A 20,537-nucleotide genomic window follows, 5' to 3' on the forward strand; every position below is an offset into this window, starting at 1 on the left:
CCTCCACGCCGCCGCGCACATGTCAACCGGTGCCATGGCCGAACATGACAACCTCTTCATCTGACGCCCATGCCCCCGACCGGCGTGATCGGGCATCGTGGCATGGACGGGAGACGCCGATGGACGGGGCGACGGAAGGATTGCGGGTGCCGGCGCGCGGGATTGCCCTGAGCGGTCTTGTGGCCTGCGCCATCGCGATCGCCGCCTGGAGCATGATCGACAGCGGTCCAGCGGAGATGACGGCCGGTGGCGCCACGCTGACCACCGCCGACGCGCCCGATGGGCTGGTCGTCACCAGTCTGGAGACGGGCGGGCCGTCGCAGGCGGCGGGATTGCGCGTCGGCGACGTCATCGACCGGGTCGACGGGCTGGCTGCACCGACTCCGGCCATGCTGGTGCGGGCGGAGGCGGACGACGTTGCGGTGCTGCATGTCGCGGCAAGGGGTGACGCGGGCGCCCGGACGCTGTTATTGCGGCGGCCGGAGGAGCGCCAAGGTGAAGATCCTGATCGTCGAGGACGATGAACAAACCGCAAGCTATATCGCCAAGGGGCTGACCGAGGCCGGTTTCAACGTCGATCGCGCCAGCAATGGCCGCGACGGCCTGTTCCACGCCATCGACGGCGGCTATGACGCGATCGTCATGGACCGGATGCTGCCGCAGATGGACGGCATGGCGGCGGTCGCGGCGATGCGCGCCGCCGGGGTTGTGACGCCGGTCCTGATCCTGTCGGCGATGGGGTCGCCCGACGACCGGGTCGCCGGGCTGACCCAGGGGGCGGACGATTACCTGACCAAGCCGTTCGTGTTCGCCGAACTGCTCGCGCGCGTCCGCCTGCTCACGCGGCGGCAACAGGCGGGCGGCCCGGCGGTCGAGACGAAGCTCACCTGCGACGATCTGGAGATGGACCTTCTGGCCCGCCGGGTACGACGCGGGCAGCGGGTGATCGACCTGCAGCCGCGCGAATTCCGCCTGCTCGAATATCTGCTGCGCCATGCCGGGCAGGTGGTGACCCGCACGATGCTGCTCGAAGGGGTGTGGGATTATCATTTCGACCCCGGCAGTAACGTGACCGACGTGCATATCAGCCGGCTGCGCCGCAAGATCGACGATGGCGAGGAACGCCGCCTGCTGCATACGGTGCGGGGGTCGGGATATAAGCTAGGGGCCGAATGCTGAAGCGGTTCAGCCGTTCGGCTACGGTCCGCTTTGCCCTGCTGGTGTTCGCGCTGCAGATCACGGGCGCGGCGGTCGTCCTGTTGACCGTTCGGACGATCACCGAGAACCGGCTGACGACCAGTGCGACCGATCATGCGGCCCATTTGCGTGCGCTGTTGCTGGAGGGATGGGCATCGGACGGCGTCGACGGGCTGGTGCGGGCGGCCGAGGCCCGGCTGGACCGCAGCGACCGGCCGCAATCGGTCGTGCTGGTCATGCACCGCGATGGTCGGGTGCTGGCAGGAAACGTTGCCGCCTGGCCGCCCAATGTCGAGATCGGACCGCCCGCCACGATCGAAATATTTCGCGTGGCGCGCAGTCAGCCCGAGGCGATGCGGGTGATCGGCACCGTCCTGCCGGACGGCACGCGGTTGCTGACCGGGCATGTTATCGAGGGGGAACTGGCGTTCGTCGGGGCGATGGAGGTGGCGATGGTCGCGGCGATGATCGTCGCGCTGCTGCTTGCCGGGTTGGCCGGCTGGGCGGCCGCCCGGCTGATCGCCGCGCGGCTGGTACGGACGGCGCAGACGGTGGCGGCGGTGACGGCGGGCGACCTCGACCGGCGGGTCGCGCTGGACGGTGGCAGCGATGCGTTCGAGGCGCTGGGCCGATCGGTCAATGCGATGCTGGACCGGATCGCGACGCTGGTGGGCGAATTGAAGCTGGCGACCGACGGGCTGGCGCATGACCTGCGCTCCCCGCTCACCCGGTTGCGTGCCACGCTGGAACGCGCGCTGGCCGCGGCGGAGGGCGAAGATGGGCGCGTGGCGGTGCTGCGCGCGATGGACGAGGGCGACCGGTTGCTGGGGATGCTCGACACGGCGCTGCGCATTACCCGTGCCGAGGCGGGGATCGGGCGGGAGGCGTTCCAGTCGGTCGACCTGTCAGCGCTGGTCGCCGATGTCGCCGATATGTTCGAACCACTGGCCGAGGATCGCGGGCTGACGATCGTGGTGACGCAGGCACCCCCAATCACCGTGCCCGCCAATCGCGAGATGATCGGACAGGCGGTGGCAAATATGGTCGATAACGCATTGAAATATGGTGACGGCACGATCCATATGAGTGTGGTTGAGGTGGCCGGAGCCGTTGCGATCACGGTTGCCGATGACGGCCCCGGCATTCCGGAGGAGCGCCGTGTCGATGCGCTGCGCCGGTTCGGCCGGCTGGATGCGGCGCGCACCGAAAGCGGGGCGGGGCTGGGGCTGTCGCTGGTCGCGGCCGTCGCCCATCTGCATGGTGGTACGCTCGAGCTGGGTGACAATGCGCCGGGGCTGGCAGCGCGGATGACGGTGGCGCGGTAGCGGTCGGCCCTCGTGCCGCCGCATTCGCACCGGACACTGTGGCGGACGCGGGAGACGGGTGATGTGGTCGGTGCTGCTGCTGATACAGGCGACCGCAGAACCGCCACTGCGGATCGACCTGAAGCCGCTGTTGCCCGAGCCAGCCTGCGATCGGAACGCGGGTGAGGATGTAATCGTGATCTGCGGCAAGCGCGATGACGAGCGCTATCGCCTGCATCCTGTTCCGGACCGACGCTCCGATACATCGGGCAGGGCGCAGGTTCGCCTTTCGGACAAGGCGACGCTCGCGGCCGAGGGGGAGAGTGCTGGGCTGGCTGGCGGTGTCACCGTTCCGCGGTTGATGGCACGTCTCCGGATCGGTTTCTGACGGTAGCGCCGATGCTGCCGGTGGCTTAAGGGCAGCCCATGGCAAAGGCAGATCGTCTCGCCCGGCTGGACGACCTCCGGCTGGAACAGGAAACCGAGTATCGTACCGCGTTGATCGAGGCGCTGCGGCGGACCGCCGCGGGCAAATGGGGGCTGTTCGATCATCAGGCGGATCGCAAGACGCGGGCGGCGATCGCGCCGGTCATCGATCATCTGGAGGAGCTGGGCGATGCGATCGACGCCGCGCGAGACCAACTCGGTCTGCCGCCGTTCGAGCTGCGCCAGCAGTTCCTGAAGTCGCGCGGACCGGTCAGCCCGCAGGCGATGGGGGAACCCCGGCAGGCGCAGGCATGGCTAGACCGGCTTGCGGCAGAGGACGGGGCGGCGGGGTAGGCCGCCCCGCCGGGGTCAGGCGGCCTCCACCCGACCGCTGCGCTCGAGCTTGCCCCAGCCGACCACGAACCCGCCGATCGCCGATGCGATGGCGCGCAGCACGACCCAATACATGATCTGACGGTACACCAGCCGCTGCGCGACCAGCAGGTGCGCGGGGTAGCGCGCCTTATTGCCGTCCAGCCGGTATGCGACCCAGCCGCACGCGACGTCGATCGCAGTGAAGCACAGCCAGTACAGCCCCATCTGTCCCACATCGCCGCTGGTCTGTGCCCAGCCATGCTGTGCGACGCGGACCGCCGTGCCGACGATCGACAGGATCAGCGCAAGGTCGATCAGCGGCGAAATGGCGGCGAAGAAGATCTGGAACAGCCATGCCTGCGGCAGGCCGATCCGGGCGAGGCCGGCGGGCTTGCCGGTCATCAGCACGCGACGGTGCTTCCACAGGCATTGCAGCGTACCGAATGCCCAGCGATAGCGCTGCTTGGCCAGCGCCTTGAAGCTTTCGGGTGCTTCGGTCCAGGCGACGGCGCGCGGATCGTAAGTCACGCGCCAGCCGGCACGCTGGATTGCGATGGTCAGGTCCTGATCCTCGGCCAGCGTATCTTCGGGGTAGCCGCCCACCGCGTCCAGCGCGGCCCGCCGCCATGCGCCGACGGCGCCCGGCACCACGGTCATCGCGTCGAACCCGGCAAGCGCGCGACGTTCGAGGTTCTGCGCGGTGATATATTCGACCGCCTGCCATCGGGTGACGAGGTTAACCCGGTTACCGACCCGCGCATCGCCCGCGACCGCGCCCAGCTTCGGATCGGCGAACCAGCGCGCCAGCCGGGCGATGGTCGTCGGTTCGAACTGCGTATCGGCGTCGAGCGCGATGATGACCTCGCCCTCGGCCTGCAACAGCGCGCGGTTGAGCGCCGCCGCCTTGCCGCCATTGGCGAGCGTGAGGAGCGTGACGCGCGGATCGGCGGCAAAGCGGTTTCGGACGACCTGACTGGTCGCGTCCTTCGACCCGTCGTCGGCGACGATCACCTGCAATCCCGGATAGTCGCTGGCCAGCACGCGGGCGACCGAATCGGCGATCACGCGTTCCTCGTTATAGGCCGGGATGATGACCGAGACGCTGGGGTGATAGTCCGGCGGGGTCGGACGCTGCCGCCGCGACTGGAACCAGGCGAGCGCCGCCATCAGTACCGCGCGCGCCATGCCGAGGCCGATGGCGAGGTAGAACAGCCATGCGAGGGTGACCGAGATCGCCGCCAGCACGATGAAGATCGCGACGTCGGTACGCACCGCCATCAGGTCGCGCCCGGTCACCGCCGGCATCGCGACCGCGCGGGGCACGCCCACCAGCTGCGACGCGGTGACGAAGTGATAGCCCTTTGCCTTCAGGATCGCGATGATGCGCGGCAGGGCATCGACCGTCTGCTGCCGGTCGCCGCCGCCGTCATGCAGCAGCACGACGTTGCGCGAACTGTCGGCGCTGGCGTCCTCGACCTGCTCGACGACCTGTCGGACGATGGCATCGGTGCCCGGCCGCTGCCAGTCGTTCGGGTCGACGTGCAGCCCGACGACGGTATAGCCCAGATCCTGTGCCAGCAGCGCCGGGGCGATTTCGTCCATCGTCGTCGGTTCGGCGTCGCCGAAATAGGGCGCGCGGAACAGGGTGGTCGACCGCCCGGTATAGGCCTGGATCAACCGCTGGGTCGCGTTCAGCTCCAGCTTGGTCGTGCGTTCGCCCGTGGTGGCAAGGTTGGGGTGGGTATAGCTGTGGTTGCCGATCTCGTCGCCGTCACGCACCATCCGCTGCAACAGGCCAGGATGTTCCAGCGCATTTTCGCCAACGACGAAGAAGGTCGCGGGAACGCCGGCCTTTTCCAGCGCATTCAGGATCGGGGGCGTCCACGTCGCATCGGGGCCGTCGTCGAACGTCAGCGCGATCGCCTTCGGATCGGCGGCGCCGGTGCGCTGCACGACATAGGGGGTGGGAAGGGCGGTGTAGCGTTCGTCGGCGATCATGCCGTCGCGATCGAATTGCAGCGCGCGCTGCCCGTCGCTCGGCCTGTTCGTGATGCGCAGGACCTCGCCCGATCCCTCGACATCGACGTTCACCGCGCTTTGCAGCCGGTTGATCCGGGGCACCCGGTCGGGGGTGCGGAACGCGGCTAGATCGTTCCAGATACCGGCATCCTCGCTGCCCAGACGCCACAGCGCGACATCGTCGAGGCCCATGCGCCGCAGCGCCGCCAGTTCGTTCCAGCTGGTCGCCGCATCCAGCATCCATACCTGATGGCGGCTGCCGCGTTCGTCGTCATAGGTGAAGCCGGCATTGCCGCTCGACCGGTCGAACCCGATCTGTGCCGAGGAGTCATGCGCGGCCAGCCACGCTTCCTCGATCGACAGCGCGTCGGCGCCGCCATCGTGCCAGTCATAGGCATAGCTGCCCAGCGCCACGACCAGCTTGTCGCGACCGACCTGGCGGATCGCCTGTTCGACCTGCGCGATGAACCACGGCTGCGACGCGATCGGGCCGGGGGTGCCGCTTTCCCAATGTTCGTCATAGGCCATCAGGATCACACGGTCGGTGGTGCGTGCAATGCCGTTCAGGCGCCAGTCGGGATCGCCTGCCGGTGCGGTCACCGCCAGGATCGCGCCCTTGGGCAGTGCCGCGTGCAGCTGTGCCAGGAAGGCGGGATAGCGGGCGACGGCGGCAGCGGGCAGGCTTTCATAATCCATCACCAGCCCGGCAGCGTGGTGCGCCTGCACATAGCCGGCCAGTTGCGCGACCAACGCGGCGCGCGCGGTCGGATCGGCCAGCATCCTGGCGGCGCCGGCACCGTCCCACGCCTCTTCGGTCAGGTTCTGCACCATCGGCAGCACCTTGGGCGCATGGCGTACGCCGGCCATCAGCTGCGCAAGGCGCGGGTCGTCGATCGCGTGGACCTGTTGCCCGACGACCGTGATGAAGGCCGGCACCACCCAGTCGAGGCCGGTCATATGCCGCTGCAACGACGACAGGCCGCCGGCGGTATCGGGGACGTAGAAGCCGATGGTGAGCGGCGAGCCGGGCGAGGGCGCGGTGGTACGCGGCAACCAGCGGCCATGCCTGGCAAGGCCATCGCCCCGCGGCGCGAATGTTTCCCCATGCCGCCGGGCGAAGGGCAGCGGCATCCCCAGCGTGCGCGGGGTCAGCACCAGCGTGGTGGCAAAGGCGATCGCCGCCAGCATGACTGCGAGGATCAGCAACGCGACCCCGCGCCGCGCCCATACGCCGCGCCGACCGGTGGGATCGAAAAAGATGGGCTTGCTCACGTCGCGGCGACCTCAAGGCTGTGCCGGGCGCACGATACGCCCTTGTATTGCCGCGTTAGGGGATCGGGGTCGGCAGGGCGGTGAGCGCAACATGAACTTTTGGTCACCCGCGTGCCGCGGCGGGTGATGCCGGTTTGCAACAGATGGCCCCATCCGCATTTATTGATGATCGATGCCTGTTGCGATGAATTGACAGCCCCCGGCCAAAGCATAGGATACCGATATTGCGGCGGTTTCGGGCCGTTTGGACTACAGGGGAACACACATGGTATTGCGTCGGACGGCGGGTTTCCGCCGGGTGGCTCGTTGCGCGCTGCTCACATCGGTCATGCCCTTCGCCATGCAGGCGCAGGCGCAGGAGCGGCCGGTCGAATCCTTCGACGCGCCGCATGTCGGCACGATCTCTGCCGCGCCGGTCAGCATCGCTCCGGCGGGCATCGCGCCCGGCGGCGTCATGCCCGGCGGGTCGTCGGTCGACGAACCGCAGGTCGTAATCAACCCGCCAGGCACGCCCACGACGGCGCGCGACCCGAACGACATCACCGGCGTCGGTCAGATGTTCATCAACCAGGGCGGCGGCAGCCTGAGCCTCTGCACCGGTACGTTGGTCAACCCGCGCATGGTGATTCTGGCCGCCCATTGCATGAATACCAGCCCGGCCAGCGCCTATGGCACCGAATCGGGCAACAAGCAGATGGCGTTCGGCTTCAAGGCGGACAATCTGCAGGGCGTGCGCGACTGGCTGTTCGGCAATGCGACGACGGGCGTGACCGCGTTTCGCTCGACCCCGGCCAACGCCATGTTCAACGTCAACCAGGTTTCTTACCTGACCGATTCGCTGAAGACCGAAAATCGCGGTTTCCTGCAATCCGACGTCGCCATCGCCACGCTCGACACGCCTGCGGTCGGCATTCCGGCATGGGCACTGCTGTTTTCCGCGCTGCCCGCGCCGTCGTCGATCAATGACGCGACCGGCACCGGCTATCACGTCGTCATCACCGGCTATGGCCGCAACGGCACCGGGCTGAACGGCGATACCGGCGGGATCGATTATCGACGGCGCGTGGCTGAGAATTATCTCGGCGCGCTGACCTCGCTCAGCGATGTCGACATGTTCCTGTACGGCGATAGCGGGCGCACGCTGAACCAGAATCTCTACATGACCGACCTCGACGATCCGCGCCGCGGCACATCGTCGGCGAGCCGGTTCGATTTCAACCTGTTCAAGGACAATGCGCTTCCCAACGAAGGCATCACCGCAGGCGGCGATTCGGGCGGTCCGCTGATCCTCGACAAGGCGCTGGGCAAGCCCGTCGTGCTGGGTGTGCTGTCGGGCGGCACGCGCTATTATGCGGCACAGCCTTCTTCGTCGTTCGGCACGACGTCCTTCTATCAGCCGCTCTACCTCTATTGGGACTATATCGTCGCATCGAACCCGTATCGCTACGTCAGCGCGAAGGCCGGGGATGCCAAATGGACCGACGCCACCCATTGGCAGACCGAACTCGATCCCAGCTATCAGGTCATCCAGAACGGCAAGCTGGTGAACGGCGTGCCGACGACGGCCGGGCAGGGCGAAGCCGGTTCGGGCGGGGATTTCGGGAAGCTGTGCTTCGAAAGCGCGTCCAGCTCGATCTGCAAGGATCTGGCGACCGGAATCTATTATCAGGATGGTGTCGCGGTCGCGCGCGATCCGGTCGATGCCGGTCCGGCCGCCAAGGCGGTTGGCGCCGCGACGCTGGCCAACGGCCTGCCGGGTGCGTCGAATTTCGTGCCGAACAACAGCGACCCGGTAAAGGCGTCGGGCATCGTCGCGCGCTATTTCGACGTGACGCTGGGCGCGGCGGGGACGACGACGCTCGACACCAGCGTGACGATCGACCGCCTGTCGATCGCCAACAGCGCGGCGCGTCTGAACGTCGCCAGCACCGGTTCGCTCACCAGCCTGATCGAGATCAACCAGCTGAACGGCCAGACGATCGTCGACGGACGCGTGCGTACCGGCGGCGATTACTTCCTGCTCGGCGGGCTGCTGAGCGGGTCGGGCCGGGTCGACTCGCGCTTCCTGACCAGCGTCAGCGGCACGGTCGCGCCAGGAACGCTCGGCACCGTGGGGACGCTGACCATCGGCGGCAACCTGATCCTGGCATCGGGTACGCAGCTGGCGATCGATATCGGCAATAGTGGCGTGTCGGACAGCATCGCCGTCGTCCGCAACGGCACGACCGACGGTCTGGCCAGCATCGGCGGGTCGGTGCTGTTCAACCCGGTCGCCGGCAGCAATATCCGCTACAACAACAGCTACACGATCCTGACCGCCGCTGGTGAAATCCGCGGTCGCTTCGCCCAGCCGGGGGCGCTCAGCGCGATCCTGCGCCCGGTGCTGAGCTACACGGCCAACAGCGTGACTGCACGGATCGATGCCGGCAGCTATTCGAGCGTGGTCGCACAGACGCCGATCCAGACCGCCTATGCGCAGTTGCTCGATCAGAATCGCAGCAACTATTCGGCGGTCTCCGAAGCCTATGGCATCCTCGACCTGCAGACGCAGGCCGGCATCCAGGCTTCGCTCGAAGGGTTGGCGCCGCGGACCGAGGTAACCAAGCGCGCGATCGGTACGGCGGCGATGGACAATGTCGCCCGCTTCTACCGCGAGCGGCTGGCCGCGATCGATCCGGCACAGCCGCTGGGGGGCACGCTTGCGGTGATGGGCCGGCCGACCGATGTGGTCGTGGGGGCCGTGATGGCGCCGACGATGGGTGTTGCGGCGCAGACCGACGCGTCGGTTACGTCGGTGCGCGAAGGCGTGCTGCCGGACGATGCCAGCGCGTTCCTCGCCGGCGGCTATATCCGGGGCAGCGCGCCGGGGATGCCGACCGCCAACCCGATGGGCGGCCGTGACGAGTTCGACGGCTTCTACATCGCAGCCGGCGTGGAAAAGGCGCTGTCGGATACCGCCGTGCTGGGCTTCGGCCTGTCGTACAGCGATGTCGACGGGCAGCAGCGCTTCGGCCAGTTGGCACGCGGCGAACTGATCCAAGGTACGCTGTATGGCAAGGTGCAGGCGCCGATGGGCGTCACGGTTGACGCACAATTCGGTGCGGGCGTGTATCAGGCGCGTACCAGCCGCAACGTGACGCTGGGCACCACGCCCTTTACCCTGCGCGCTCGCGACAATGCGCTGGCGCTCTCGGCAGAGGTGGGTGCCGGCTATCTGTTCGGCACCGATCAGCTGCATATCGGCCCGCGCGTTGCGGTTCGTGCCAGCCAGCTGGGCTTTACCCCGACGGTCGAAACCGGCGGCGGTCCGGCGCTGCGCTATGATGCCGACAACTACACCAGCCTGCAGGGGCGTGCCGGTGCGGTGCTGGACGGTGCGTTCGGTGGCTTCCGTCCGTTCGCCTCGGCCTATTATGTCCGTGAGTTCGACGATGGCGCGACGTTCTTCACCGCGAACTTCGCGAACGGGATCGGGCCGAGCGCCGCGTTCGCACTGCCCAGCCGCGACAAGGAGTGGGGCGAAGTCGGCGGCGGCTTCGCATTCGGCAGCGACAAGGTCGAATTCTCGGTCGCGGCCGACACCACGATCGAACGCGACATCCGCAACCAGTCGTATCGCGGCACGGTGAAGGTGCGCTTCTGATCCACACTTGCCCGGCGCGTCGCGGCGCGCCGGGCGATACGATGGAATGCGAAAAGGCGGTGGTCCCGACCGGACCACCGCCTTTTTGCGTCACGTCGACCGGGTGGTCGGCAAGGTCGGAGCCGCCCTCGTCTCGTCCGAGCCTGCAACCTTCCACGGGCGGCACGATATGATAGCTTGCGGTCGCAGGCCTTCTCGGCGCCAGGCTCGCGGTAGCGGGAAGCGCGCGCGATGCCGTACTCATGGCCAGCCATCAACATCGGAATGGGGAAGGGTGGTGGACGCACTTGGGCTCGAACCAAGGACCCGCTGATTAAGAGTCAGCTGCTCTACCAACTGAGCTATGCGTCCATACGCTGGACAGGTGGTGGACGCACTTGGGCTCGAACCAAGGACCCGCTGATTAAGAGTCAGCTGCTCTACCAACTGAGCTATGCGTCCGTCGCCTGGGCGATGGGGCGGGCCGGGCTGGCCGATCCGCCGTTGGAGCGGCGCCTTTAGCGAACCTTTGGCGCCGCGCAAACCCTAATTTTAAAATCCCGCAAAAAAAGCGTCAGAAGCGGACCCGGTCGCGGTTTTCCCGGTCGATCGCCATCAGGATACCGATACAGCCCAGCACCGTCATCTGCGCCGATCCGCCGTAGCTGACCAATGGGAGGGGGATGCCGACGACCGGCGCCAACCCCATGACCATGCCAAGGTTGATCGCGACATAGAAGAAGATGGTGGTCGCAAGGCCTCCGGCGACCAGCTTCGAGAAACGCCCTTCCGCCCGCACGCCGACACCCACGCCCCAGCGGACGAGCAGGATGAACGCGGTAATCAGGAAGATGCCGCCGATCAGGCCCCATTCTTCTGCCATGGTCGCGAACACGAAGTCGGTATGCCCCTCCGGCAGGTAATCGAGATGGCTCTGCGTGCCGTTCAGGAACCCCTTGCCAAGGATGCCGCCCGATCCGATTGCGATCTTCGACTGGCTGATGTGATAGCCGGTGCCCAGCGGATCGCTTTCGGGGTTGAGGAAGATCAGCACGCGGTTCCGCTGATATTCGTGCAGCAGGAAGTTGAAGGCGAGCGGCGCGGCGATGGCGACGCCCAGCGCGCCGCCGATGAACAGGCGCAGCGGCAGGCCGGCAAGGAACATCACGGTCAGGCCGCCCGCCGTGATCATCAGTGCCGTGCCCAGATCAGGCTGGAGCATCACCAGCACCACCGGCACGCCCAGCATCGCGGCCGCCGGCCATACCGCCCCGAACCGCCGTATCTCGCCTGCGGGCAACAAATCGTAGAAGCGGGCGAGGGCCAGCACGATCGCCGGCTTCATGAATTCCGACGGCTGTACCCGGATGAAACCGAGGTCCAGCCAGCGCTGCGACCCACCCTTCACCGCGCCGACCAGTTCGACCAGCACGAGCATGACGGTGATGACGGCATAGGCGGGCAGGGCGATCCCCTGCCAGAAGCTCATGCGGATGCGCGAGATGCCGATGGCGGCGAGCAGGAAGATGGCAAACGCCATGCCCTGTCGCGATGCCCATGGCTGTACGCTGCCACCAGCGGCCGAGAACAGGACCACCAGCCCGAACCCGCCGATCGCGATCAACAGGAACAGGACGCGCCACGGCAGCTTCGCCAGCGGCGCCGGTACGAAGCCCAGCCCGTGCGAGGTCGTCTGGTTGATGCGCTTCATTCGGTCCGTTCGGTTACGTTGGATTGAGCGACCGCGGTATCGGGTTCGCTCTGGTTGGACGCGGTGTCGACAACGTCGCTGGTCGCGCCTTCGACATCGGCGGGTGTTGCCGGAACGGTCGTGACCGGGGCGGTCTGTTCCGCCTCGAACGCCTTCCACTGGGCATTCATCCGCGTTTGCACGTCGCCACCCCACTCGCGCTCCAGCGGTTCGAGGCGGGCCATCGCCTTGTCCCGGTCGAACAACCACGACAGGATGTCGCTGGCGATCGGTGCTGCGGTGTAGATATGCCCGGAATGCTCCAGCACGACCGACACGGCATAGCGTGGCGCGGCGGCGGGCGCATAGCCGATAAAGAGCGAATGGTCGCGCATCCGGAAGGGGACGGCGCCGTCGCCCAGCACGCCGGTGCGACGTTCGGCCATGGTAATCCGGCGGACCTGCGCGGTGCCGGTCTTGCCGGCCAGTTCGATGCCCGCCGGCAGCCCCTGAAATCGCGAGCGCCCCCCGGTGCCGCCGCCATTGACCACCGCCCAGGTCGCCTTGTGAACGGTTGCCAGCATCTCGGGATCGATGCCCATCGACGGAGCGGGCTTGTGCGGCGTGTCGAGTAGCAGGCGCGGTACGACCTGCCGACCCTGCGCCAACCGCGCCGCCATGACCGCCAACTGCAACGGGTTGGTCAACACATACCCCTGACCGATCGAAGCGTTGACCGAATCGGCGACGGTCCATTTTTGCTTATATTTTCGTAGCTTCCACGCGCTATCTGGCACGGTGCCATAGCGTTGCGACTGGAACGGCAGGTCGAATTTCTGGCCCAGCCCCATTTCGCGCACGGTCGTCGCGAACGAGTCGTACCCCAGTTCGCGAGCCATGGTGTAGAAATATATGTCGCAGCTTTGTGCCACCGCGCCGACCATGTCGAGCGGACCGTGGCCGCCGCGCTTGTGACAGTGGAAGCGGCCGGTGCCGACCTGCAATACGCCGGTGCAGTTGACCCGGCGATGCGGGTCGATCCCGGCCTTCAGAATCGCAAGGCCGTGCATCGGCTTCACCGTCGATCCCGGCGGATACAGCCCCTGCAGCGTCTTGTTCATCAGCGGGATGTGATCGTCGCCCGACAGCATCTTCCATTCCAGCCGGCCGATGCCGTCCGAAAAACTGTTCGGGTCGTAGGCGGGCATCGACACCATCGCCAGCACATCGCCGGTGACGGCATCCATCACCACCGCCGATCCGGAGTTCGGACCAAGGCGGCGGGCAGCAAATTCCTGTAGCCCGAGGTCGATGGTCAGCCGGACGTTACGCCCCTGCTTGTCGGGACGGGTATCGAGTTCACGGACGATCTGGCCCCGCGCGGTGACCTCAACCCGCTTGGCGCCGGCGGTGCCGCGCAGTTGCGATTCAAGTGTCTTTTCAAGGCCGTCCTTGCCAAGCTTGAAGCCCGGTGTGACCATCAAGGGGTCGCGCGTTTCCTTGAACTGTTCGGCGGTCGCCGCGCCGACATAGCCGGTCAGGTGTGCGACGGAGGCGCCCGGCGGGTAGCTGCGCGAGAAGCCGCGCGTGGGTTGCACGCCGGGCAGTTCGGGCAGGCGGACGCTGACCGCGGCGAAGCGCTCCCAATCGAGATTCTCAGCGACCTGTACCGGCGTGAACTTGCCCGCCCGCTTCAGATCGGTCTGGATGCGCGCCATGTCCTCCGGCGTCAGTGCGAGCAGCTGGCGCAGTTCGCCCAGCACCCGGTCGCCGTCCTCCATGCGGTCGGGGATCAGGTCGACGCGGAAATCCGTCCGGTTATTGGCGATCGGCGCACCGTGACGATCGATGATCCACCCGCGCCGCGGCGGGATCATGGTCAGGTTGACGCGATTGCTTTCGGCAAGGACGTTATAGCGCTCGTTCTCGGCAACCGACAGCCATGCCATCCGTCCGGCCAGCACCACGCCGACCGCCACCTGCGCCCCGCCAAGCACCATCGCCCGCCGGGAAAAGCTGAATGCCTGTGCGGCCTCGGTGACGATCCTGCTCATTCATCCTCGCTACCACCAAGTGCCGTACATAGCCGTGTGGCGGCCGGGAACAACGCTACCGATACGACGATCTGGAACAATAGCACGGTATCGACATGCGCCGACAGGCTGGTGGCAAAGGCACGGCCCGCGACCAGGCAGACGGCGATCGCCCCCCCGGCCAGCAGCCAGTCCTGCCAGAAATCACGCGTGACGAGGCGGGTATCGACCAGATCGAGCATCAACGAGCAAAGCTGCCACAACAGCACCGCGCTGCCCAGCGGTTGGCCACTGACGAGATCGTCGAACAGGCCAAGCGGTGCCGCCGCCCAGACGGGCAGTGCGCCAGGGCGCAGCAGCCGCCAGCCAAGGAACATCAGCAAGCCGAACGGCGGCAGGAACGGCACCGTCGCCACGACCGGCAGCAGCGTGACGAGCGATCCGGCAAGGATGCTTGCGACCGCCTTGCGCGTCAGGGCGCGTTCGGACCGGTCGTCGTCGGGACCGAGCAGCTTCATTCGGCGTCGGGCTTGGGCGTCGGCGTTGCGCTGGGGGTCGGGCGGGGGACCGGGGCGGGAAGGAAGGCGCGTTCGACCAGCGCGAAGTCCAGCCCGTCCGGTTCGGCAAAGACGCGCGCGGGGGCCACGTCGCGCTGGCTGCGCGCCACGCGGGCGACCGGCACGCCCGGCGGATAGATGCCGCCGGTGCCGGAGGTGACAAAGACATCGCCGGCCAGTAGTGGCGCGTTGGCGATCCCGGCGGCGCGCACCTCGACCATGCCATTGCCCAGGCCGACGACGATCGCCGACAATCCGTCGCGAGTGCGGCGCACCGGCACAATGCTTTCGGGGTCGATGATCAGCAGGACACTGGCGGTATTGGGGCTGGTCTCGATCACGCGACCGATCAGGCCGTTGGGTCCGCGCACCGGTTGTCCGCGCAGAACGCCCTGTCCCGAACCGGCGTTCAGCGTGGCGAAGCGCCGCGTGCTGCTGGCCGAACTGTTGACCAGGCGCGCGGTCGTGACCGGCGCGGCGGAACGATCGCGCAGCGTCAGCAACGTCCGCAATCGCGCGTTTTCGCGGTTCAGCAGCCGTGCCTGCATGAGGTAGCGACGGGTCGCTTCCTCACGGGCGCGCAGCCGGCGGTTTTCCGACACCGCGCCGAAATAATCGCCGATACCCTTCGGAACCGATGCGACACCGTCCCATACCCAGTCCGCGCCCGAAGAGATCGGCGTCGTCGCCTCCCGCACTGCCCCGCGCAGCGCGGCGAAGGCACGCGGATCGATAATCGAGATCAGCAGCAGGATCGCCCCGACGAGCGCGCCGCTGGCTGCCAGCACATAGCCGGCGAACACCGTATATTGCGCCCGTCGGGAGAAACCCGGACGGTGGTTGCGTGGCGGCGCCATGCCCCCGGACCCCTATGTCAGACGTGTCAGACGGCGAGCAGGACGCCCTTGTAGATCGGGTCCTCGAGCGCGCGACCGGTGCCGAGCGCCACGCAGGTCAGCGGGTCCTCGGCGACCGTTACCGGCAGGCCGGTTTCGTCACGCAGCACTTCGTCGATGCCCTGCAACAACGCGCCGCCGCCGGTCAGGACGATGCCTTGGTCGACGATATCGGCGGCGAGTTCGGGGGCGGTGTTTTCCAGCGCAATGCGAACACCCTCGACGATCGCAGCAACCGGTTCGGACAGCGCCTCGGCAATCTGGCCCTGATTGATCTGGATTTCCTTGGGCACCCCGTTCACGAGGTCGCGACCCTTGACGTAGATCAGGGTACCGATGCCGTCGGCCGGCGGCTTGGCGGTGCCTACTTCCTGCTTGATGCGCTCGGCAGTGGCTTCGCCGATCAGCAGATTGTGGTTGCGGCGGACATAGCTGACGATGGCTTCGTCCATCTTGTCGCCGCCGACGCGGACCGAAGTCGAATAGGCGAGGCCGCGCAGCGAGAGGACCGCGACCTCGGTCGTGCCGCCGCCGATATCGACGACCATCGACCCGATCGGTTCGGTCACCGGCATGTCGGCGCCGATCGCGGCGGCCATCGGCTCCTCGATCAGCCACACCTGCGACGCACCGGCGTTCGATGCGGCGTCGCGGATCGCGCGGCGTTCGACGCTGGTGGAACCCGACGGCACGCAGATCACGATCTGCGGCCAGCGGATGAAGCGGCGCTGGCCATGTACCTTCTGGATGAAGTGCTTGATCATCTGTTCGGCGACGTCGAGGTCGGCGATGACCCCGTCGCGCATCGGGCGAATCGCCTCGATCGAACCGGGCGTCTTGCCCATCATCAGCTTGGCGTCGTCGCCGACCGCCTTCACCCGCTTCACGCCGTTCAGCGTCTCTACCGCCACGACCGACGGTTCGTTCAGCACGACACCGCGACCCCGCAGATACACCACCGTATTGGCGGTGCCGAGGTCGATCGCCATATCATGCGACATGAACTTGAAGAAACGCGAGAAGGCCATCGATACTTCCGTCCTTGTCCGCGTTGCCCCACGCGGCGGTTCGCAGCTTGTACCTCGACCCGTCCGACCGGGGTTCCAGTCGGTTGCCAGACGGCGGAAGCGGGTCGCGGGATGGCGCCGCTTGGGCTAGAGCGACCCCCATGTCAATACGCCGTCTCCCCGAGCATCTAGTCAACCGCATCGCAGCGGGAGAAGTGGTGGAACGCCCCGCTTCCGCGCTGAAAGAACTGGTCGAGAACGCCATCGACGCAGGCGCCACCCGTATCCTCGTCCGTCTGGCAGGCGGGGGCATCGATCTGATCGAGGTTAGCGACGATGGCTGCGGCATGGGACCGGCCGAGATGGCGCTGGCGCTGGAACGGCACGCGACGTCCAAATTGCCCGACGACCGGATCGAGGCGGTCACGACGTTGGGTTTTCGCGGCGAAGCGTTGCCGTCGATCGCCAGCGTCGCCAGCCTGTCGATCGAAAGCCGGCCGGCGGGAGCGGAGGGATGGCTGCGCACCGTCGACAATGGCGAGGTGGTCGAGGACCGCCCCGCCGCCGTCCCGCCGGGAACGCGCATCCGGGTCGAGGGGCTGTTCGCCCGCGTGCCGGCGCGTCGCAAGTTCCTGCGATCGCCCCGGTCCGAATTTGCCGCCTGTGTCGATCAGGTGCGGCGGCTGGCCATGGCGCGGCCGGATATCGCCTTCACGATGGAGCATGACGGGCGGCGGGTGCTGGGCGTGCAGGCGGGCGAATCGCGGCCGGAGCGGGTCGCGGCGCTGACCGATCGCGCGCTGGCGATCAACTCGGTCGGGCTGGACTGGGAGCGTGAAGGGATGCGGCTGGGCGGCGTCGCCGGCCTTCCGACCTTCCACCGTGGCGTGGCGGACCACCAATATCTGTTCGTCAACGGCCGGCCGGTAAAGGACCGCTTGTTGTCGGGCGCGGTGCGCGGCGCCTATGCCGAGATGCTAGCGCGCGACCGCCATGCCGTCGTCGCGCTGTTCCTCGACGTCGATCCCGACCTGATCGACGTCAATGTCCATCCGGCCAAGACCGAGGTGCGGTTCCGTGACCCGGCGGCAGCGCGCGGGCTGATCGTCGGCGGGCTGCGCCGTGCGCTGGACGAAGCGGGCTTTCGCGCGGTGCAACGGCCCGCCGCTGACGCGATGGTGGCGTGGACGACCGAGCCTGTCGCGGCCCCTGCCGCGTCGTTGCCGCCGCTGGCGGAGCAGAGCGTGTCGACGGGCTTCGCGTTTCACGACAAGCGCCCGACATTCTTCGCGCCACCTCCCCAGGCCCGTGCCGAAGTTGCCGCCGAACCGCCGCCGACTTCTACGCAGTTTCCGCTAGGCGCGGCACGCGGGCAGGTCGCACGGACCTACATTGTCGCGGAGGCGGAGGACGGGCTGGTGCTGGTCGACCAGCACGCCGCGCATGAACGGCTCGTGCTGGAGCGGATGCGCGCGGCGATGGCGGCCGGCGGGGTCGCGCGGCAGGCGCTGCTCATTCCCGAAGTCGTCGAGCTGGACGAGGTCGCGTGCGACGCGCTGGAGGACAAGGCGATGGAACTGGCCGAGTTCGGATTGGAATTGGAGCGATTCGGTCCGCGCGCGATGCTGGTCCGCGCCACCCCCGCGATGCTCGGGCAGGGCGACGTCATCGGCCTGGTTACCGACCTCTCCGATGAAATCCGCGCACATGATGCCGCACTGTCGCTCAAGGAACGGATCGATCATGTCGCGGCGACGATGGCCTGCCATGGATCGGTTCGCGCCGGCCGGGTGTTGTCGGTGGTCGAGATGAACGCGCTGCTACGCGAGATGGAAGTGACGCCGCATTCGGGACAGTGCAACCATGGTCGCCCGACCTGGATCAAGCTGGCGCATGGCGACATCGAAAAGTTGTTCGGCCGGAAATGAGGAAACAGCGCAGATGAAATTTACCGAAGCCGCCGGCGCCAATCCGACCGACACCCTGTGCGTGCTGGGCCGCCCGACCGACCGGGTCGAAGGGCCGCTGAAGGTCAGTGGACGCGCGACCTATGCCGCCGAGTTCGCGCAGCCGGGGCAGGTCCATGGCGTCGTCGTCGGCACGACCATCGCTACCGGGCGGATCGTGTCGATCGACGCGGCGGAAGCAATGGCTGCGCCCGGCGTGCTGACGGTGGTGACGCACGAAAATGCCGGGCCGCTGGGTATCGGTGACGATCACAAGGTGCCGATGCTCGCGGGGCCGCAGGTCGATCAGTTGGGGCAGGCGGCGGCGCTGGTCGTGGCGGACAGCTTCGAGGCCGCGCGGGCCGCTGCCCGGTTGGTGCGGATCGAATATGATCCCGCCGACGGCGCGTTCGATCTGGCCGAGGCTGCCGGGCGTGGGGCGGACAAGCCGTTCCGATCGAACGGGCATGGCGATTTCGACCGCGCGTTTGCGGACGCGGCGGTACAGGTCGATGCGACCTACCGCACACCCGACCATGCCCATGCGATGATGGAACCCTATGCATCGATCGCGGCGTGGGACGGCGACGCGCTGACGTTGTGGACCGCGAACCAGATGGTCGACTGGGCCGTGCGCGACATGGCGAAAATCCTGAACATGCCGAGGGAAAAGGTGCGGATCGTCGCGCATCATGTCGGTGGCGGTTTTGGCGGCAAGCTGTGGGTCCGCGCCGATGCGGTGCTGGCCGCCATCGCCGCGCGACAGGTCGGGCGGCCGGTCAAGGTCGTGCTGACGCGACCGCAGATCTTCAACAATACGACGCACCGGTCGGCGACGATCCAGCGGCTGCGGTTGGGCGCGTCGAGCGACGGCCGGTTGCAGGCGATCGCCCATGAAAGCTGGTCGGGCGACCTGCCCGGCGGCAGCCCGGAGGGGGCGGGCGCGCAGACCCGGCAGCTCTACGCCGCGCCAAACCGCCAGGTGGTCGAATGGCTGGCCGAGCTGAATTTGCCCGAATCGAGCGCGATGCGTGCCCCAGGCGAAGCGGTCGGTATGATGGCGATCGAGGCGGCGATGGACGAACTGGCCGATAAGCTGAACCTCGATCCGGTCGAGCTGCGGGTGCTGAACGATACGCAGGTCGATCCGGAAAAACCCGAGCGGCACTTTTCGCATCGCGACCTGATCGGATGCCTGCGCGAAGGGGCCGATCGCTTCGGCTGGAGCGCGCGTAACCCGGTGCCGGGGCAGCGGCGGGACGGGCGCTGGCTGGTGGGTATGGGCATGGCCGCGGCCTATCGCGGTAATATGGTGCTGAAGTCGGCGGCGCGGGTCGGCGTTGCCGGCGACGGGCGGGTGACGGTGACGACCGACATGACCGACATCGGCACCGGCAGCTACACGATCCTGGCGCAGACCGCCGCGGAGATGCTGGGCGTCGAACTGGATCAGGTCGGCGTAAGGTTGGGCGAATCAGGTTTTCCCGTGTCGGCGGGTTCGGGCGGGCAGTTCGGTGCGAACAGTTCCACCGCCGGGGTCTACGCGGCGTGCGTTGGCCTGCGGGACCGGATCGCCGAGGCAGCCGGATTCGATCCGGCGACGGCGCGCTTTGCCGATGGGCGGGTGCGGTCGGGGAACAAGTCGGTCGCGCTGGGCGAAGCGGCGGGCGGCGCGGGGATCGAGGTCGAGGACCGGATCGAATTCGGCGATCTGACCAAGAAGTTCGTGCAGGCGACGTTCGGCGCGCATTTCGTCGAGGTCGGTGTCGATGCCGACACGGCGGAAGTTCGCGTGCGCCGGATGCTGGGGGTGTTCGCCGCCGGCCGTATCCTGAACCCAAAGGCGGCGCGCAGCCAGATACTGGGCGCGATGACGATGGGCGTCGGCGCGGCGCTGACCGAGGAACTGGTGGTCGATCCGCGGCTGGGCGGATTCATCAACCACGACCTTGCCGAATATCATGTGCCGACCCATGCCGACATTCCGCACCAGGAGGTAGTGTTCCTCGACGAGGAAGACCCTTATTCGTCGCCGATGAAGGCGAAGGGGGTCGGCGAACTGGGCATTTGCGGTGTCGGCGCGGCGATCGCAAACGCGGTGTATAACGCGTGTGGGGTGCGGGTTCGCGAGTATCCGATCACCGTCGACAAGCTGCTGGCAGGACTGGCGTAACCCCGCATCCGTCATCCCGG

General features: G+C 67.4%; 14 protein-coding genes and 2 tRNA genes. 8 read left to right on the top strand and 8 right to left on the bottom strand.

What is annotated here, in order from left to right:
- The first annotated feature begins 119 nt into the window (after positions 1–119).
- The 5 genes from QZ755_RS03710 to QZ755_RS03730 all read left to right on the top strand — a co-directional run bounded on the left by QZ755_RS03710 (position 120) and on the right by QZ755_RS03730 (position 3,281).
- Complete coding sequence (locus tag QZ755_RS03710; protein WP_294319875.1) at positions 120–524, top strand: hypothetical protein; 405 nt, start codon at positions 120–122, stop codon at positions 522–524.
- Positions 496–1,179, top strand: coding sequence for a response regulator transcription factor (locus tag QZ755_RS03715; RefSeq protein WP_294319877.1), 684 nt, complete (start codon positions 496–498; stop codon positions 1,177–1,179). Before QZ755_RS03710 ends, QZ755_RS03715 begins: the two co-directional genes overlap by 29 nt.
- Positions 1,173–2,522, top strand: coding sequence for an ATP-binding protein (locus QZ755_RS03720; protein WP_294319879.1), 1,350 nt, complete (start codon positions 1,173–1,175; stop codon positions 2,520–2,522). The genes QZ755_RS03715 and QZ755_RS03720 overlap by 7 nt, the downstream gene beginning before the upstream one ends.
- Positions 2,523–2,583: 61 nt before the next feature.
- Complete coding sequence (locus QZ755_RS03725) at positions 2,584–2,889, top strand: hypothetical protein (RefSeq protein ID WP_294319880.1); 306 nt, start codon at positions 2,584–2,586, stop codon at positions 2,887–2,889.
- A 38-nt stretch (positions 2,890–2,927) separates the two neighbouring features.
- The gene (locus QZ755_RS03730; protein ID WP_294319882.1) at positions 2,928–3,281 is read left to right on the top strand and encodes a hypothetical protein; all 354 of its coding nucleotides are present in this window, start codon (positions 2,928–2,930) and stop codon (positions 3,279–3,281) included.
- A gap of 15 nt (positions 3,282–3,296) precedes the next feature.
- On the opposite strand, the gene QZ755_RS03735 is transcribed toward QZ755_RS03730, so the two are convergent.
- Positions 3,297–6,593: a glycosyltransferase gene (locus QZ755_RS03735; protein WP_294319884.1), complete on the bottom strand. Its 3,297-nt coding sequence runs from the start codon at positions 6,591–6,593 to the stop codon at positions 3,297–3,299.
- 328 nt (positions 6,594–6,921) lie between these two features.
- On the opposite strand from QZ755_RS03735, the gene QZ755_RS03740 reads away from it, so the two are divergent.
- On the top strand, positions 6,922–10,236 hold the full coding sequence (locus QZ755_RS03740; protein ID WP_294319886.1) for an autotransporter domain-containing protein: 3,315 nt from the start codon (positions 6,922–6,924) through the stop codon (positions 10,234–10,236).
- 275 nt (positions 10,237–10,511) lie between these two features.
- On the opposite strand, the gene QZ755_RS03745 is transcribed toward QZ755_RS03740, so the two are convergent.
- From QZ755_RS03745 to QZ755_RS03775, 7 genes are all read right to left on the bottom strand, one after another.
- Positions 10,512–10,587: transfer RNA gene (locus tag QZ755_RS03745), tRNA-Lys, on the bottom strand.
- A 14-nt stretch (positions 10,588–10,601) separates the two neighbouring features.
- Positions 10,602–10,677, bottom strand: a tRNA-Lys gene (locus tag QZ755_RS03750).
- Positions 10,678–10,789: 112 nt separating this feature from the next.
- Positions 10,790–11,926: a rod shape-determining protein RodA gene (gene rodA, locus QZ755_RS03755; RefSeq protein WP_294319888.1), complete on the bottom strand. Its 1,137-nt coding sequence runs from the start codon at positions 11,924–11,926 to the stop codon at positions 10,790–10,792.
- On the bottom strand, positions 11,923–13,959 hold the full coding sequence (mrdA, locus tag QZ755_RS03760) for a penicillin-binding protein 2 (RefSeq protein WP_294319889.1): 2,037 nt from the start codon (positions 13,957–13,959) through the stop codon (positions 11,923–11,925). Before mrdA ends, rodA begins: the two co-directional genes overlap by 4 nt.
- On the bottom strand, positions 13,956–14,456 hold the full coding sequence (gene mreD / locus QZ755_RS03765) for a rod shape-determining protein MreD (protein ID WP_294319891.1): 501 nt from the start codon (positions 14,454–14,456) through the stop codon (positions 13,956–13,958). The genes mrdA and mreD overlap by 4 nt, the downstream gene beginning before the upstream one ends.
- Positions 14,453–15,352, bottom strand: coding sequence for a rod shape-determining protein MreC (mreC, locus tag QZ755_RS03770; protein WP_294319893.1), 900 nt, complete (start codon positions 15,350–15,352; stop codon positions 14,453–14,455). The genes mreD and mreC overlap by 4 nt, the downstream gene beginning before the upstream one ends.
- Before the next feature lie 26 nt (positions 15,353–15,378).
- A complete protein-coding gene (locus QZ755_RS03775; protein ID WP_055756338.1) occupies positions 15,379–16,419 on the bottom strand; it encodes a rod shape-determining protein in 1,041 nt (346 codons plus the stop codon).
- A 140-nt stretch (positions 16,420–16,559) separates the two neighbouring features.
- Between QZ755_RS03775 and mutL the strand changes: the two genes are divergently transcribed.
- The gene (mutL, locus tag QZ755_RS03780; protein WP_294319895.1) at positions 16,560–18,326 is read left to right on the top strand and encodes a DNA mismatch repair endonuclease MutL; all 1,767 of its coding nucleotides are present in this window, start codon (positions 16,560–16,562) and stop codon (positions 18,324–18,326) included.
- Between the two features lie 13 nt (positions 18,327–18,339).
- Positions 18,340–20,517, top strand: coding sequence for an aldehyde oxidoreductase molybdenum-binding subunit PaoC (paoC, locus tag QZ755_RS03785; RefSeq protein ID WP_294319897.1), 2,178 nt, complete (start codon positions 18,340–18,342; stop codon positions 20,515–20,517).
- Positions 20,518–20,537: the final 20 nt, after the last annotated feature.

This window comes from uncultured Sphingomonas sp., assembly GCF_913776855.1.
Lineage (GTDB): Bacteria > Pseudomonadota > Alphaproteobacteria > Sphingomonadales > Sphingomonadaceae > Sphingomonas.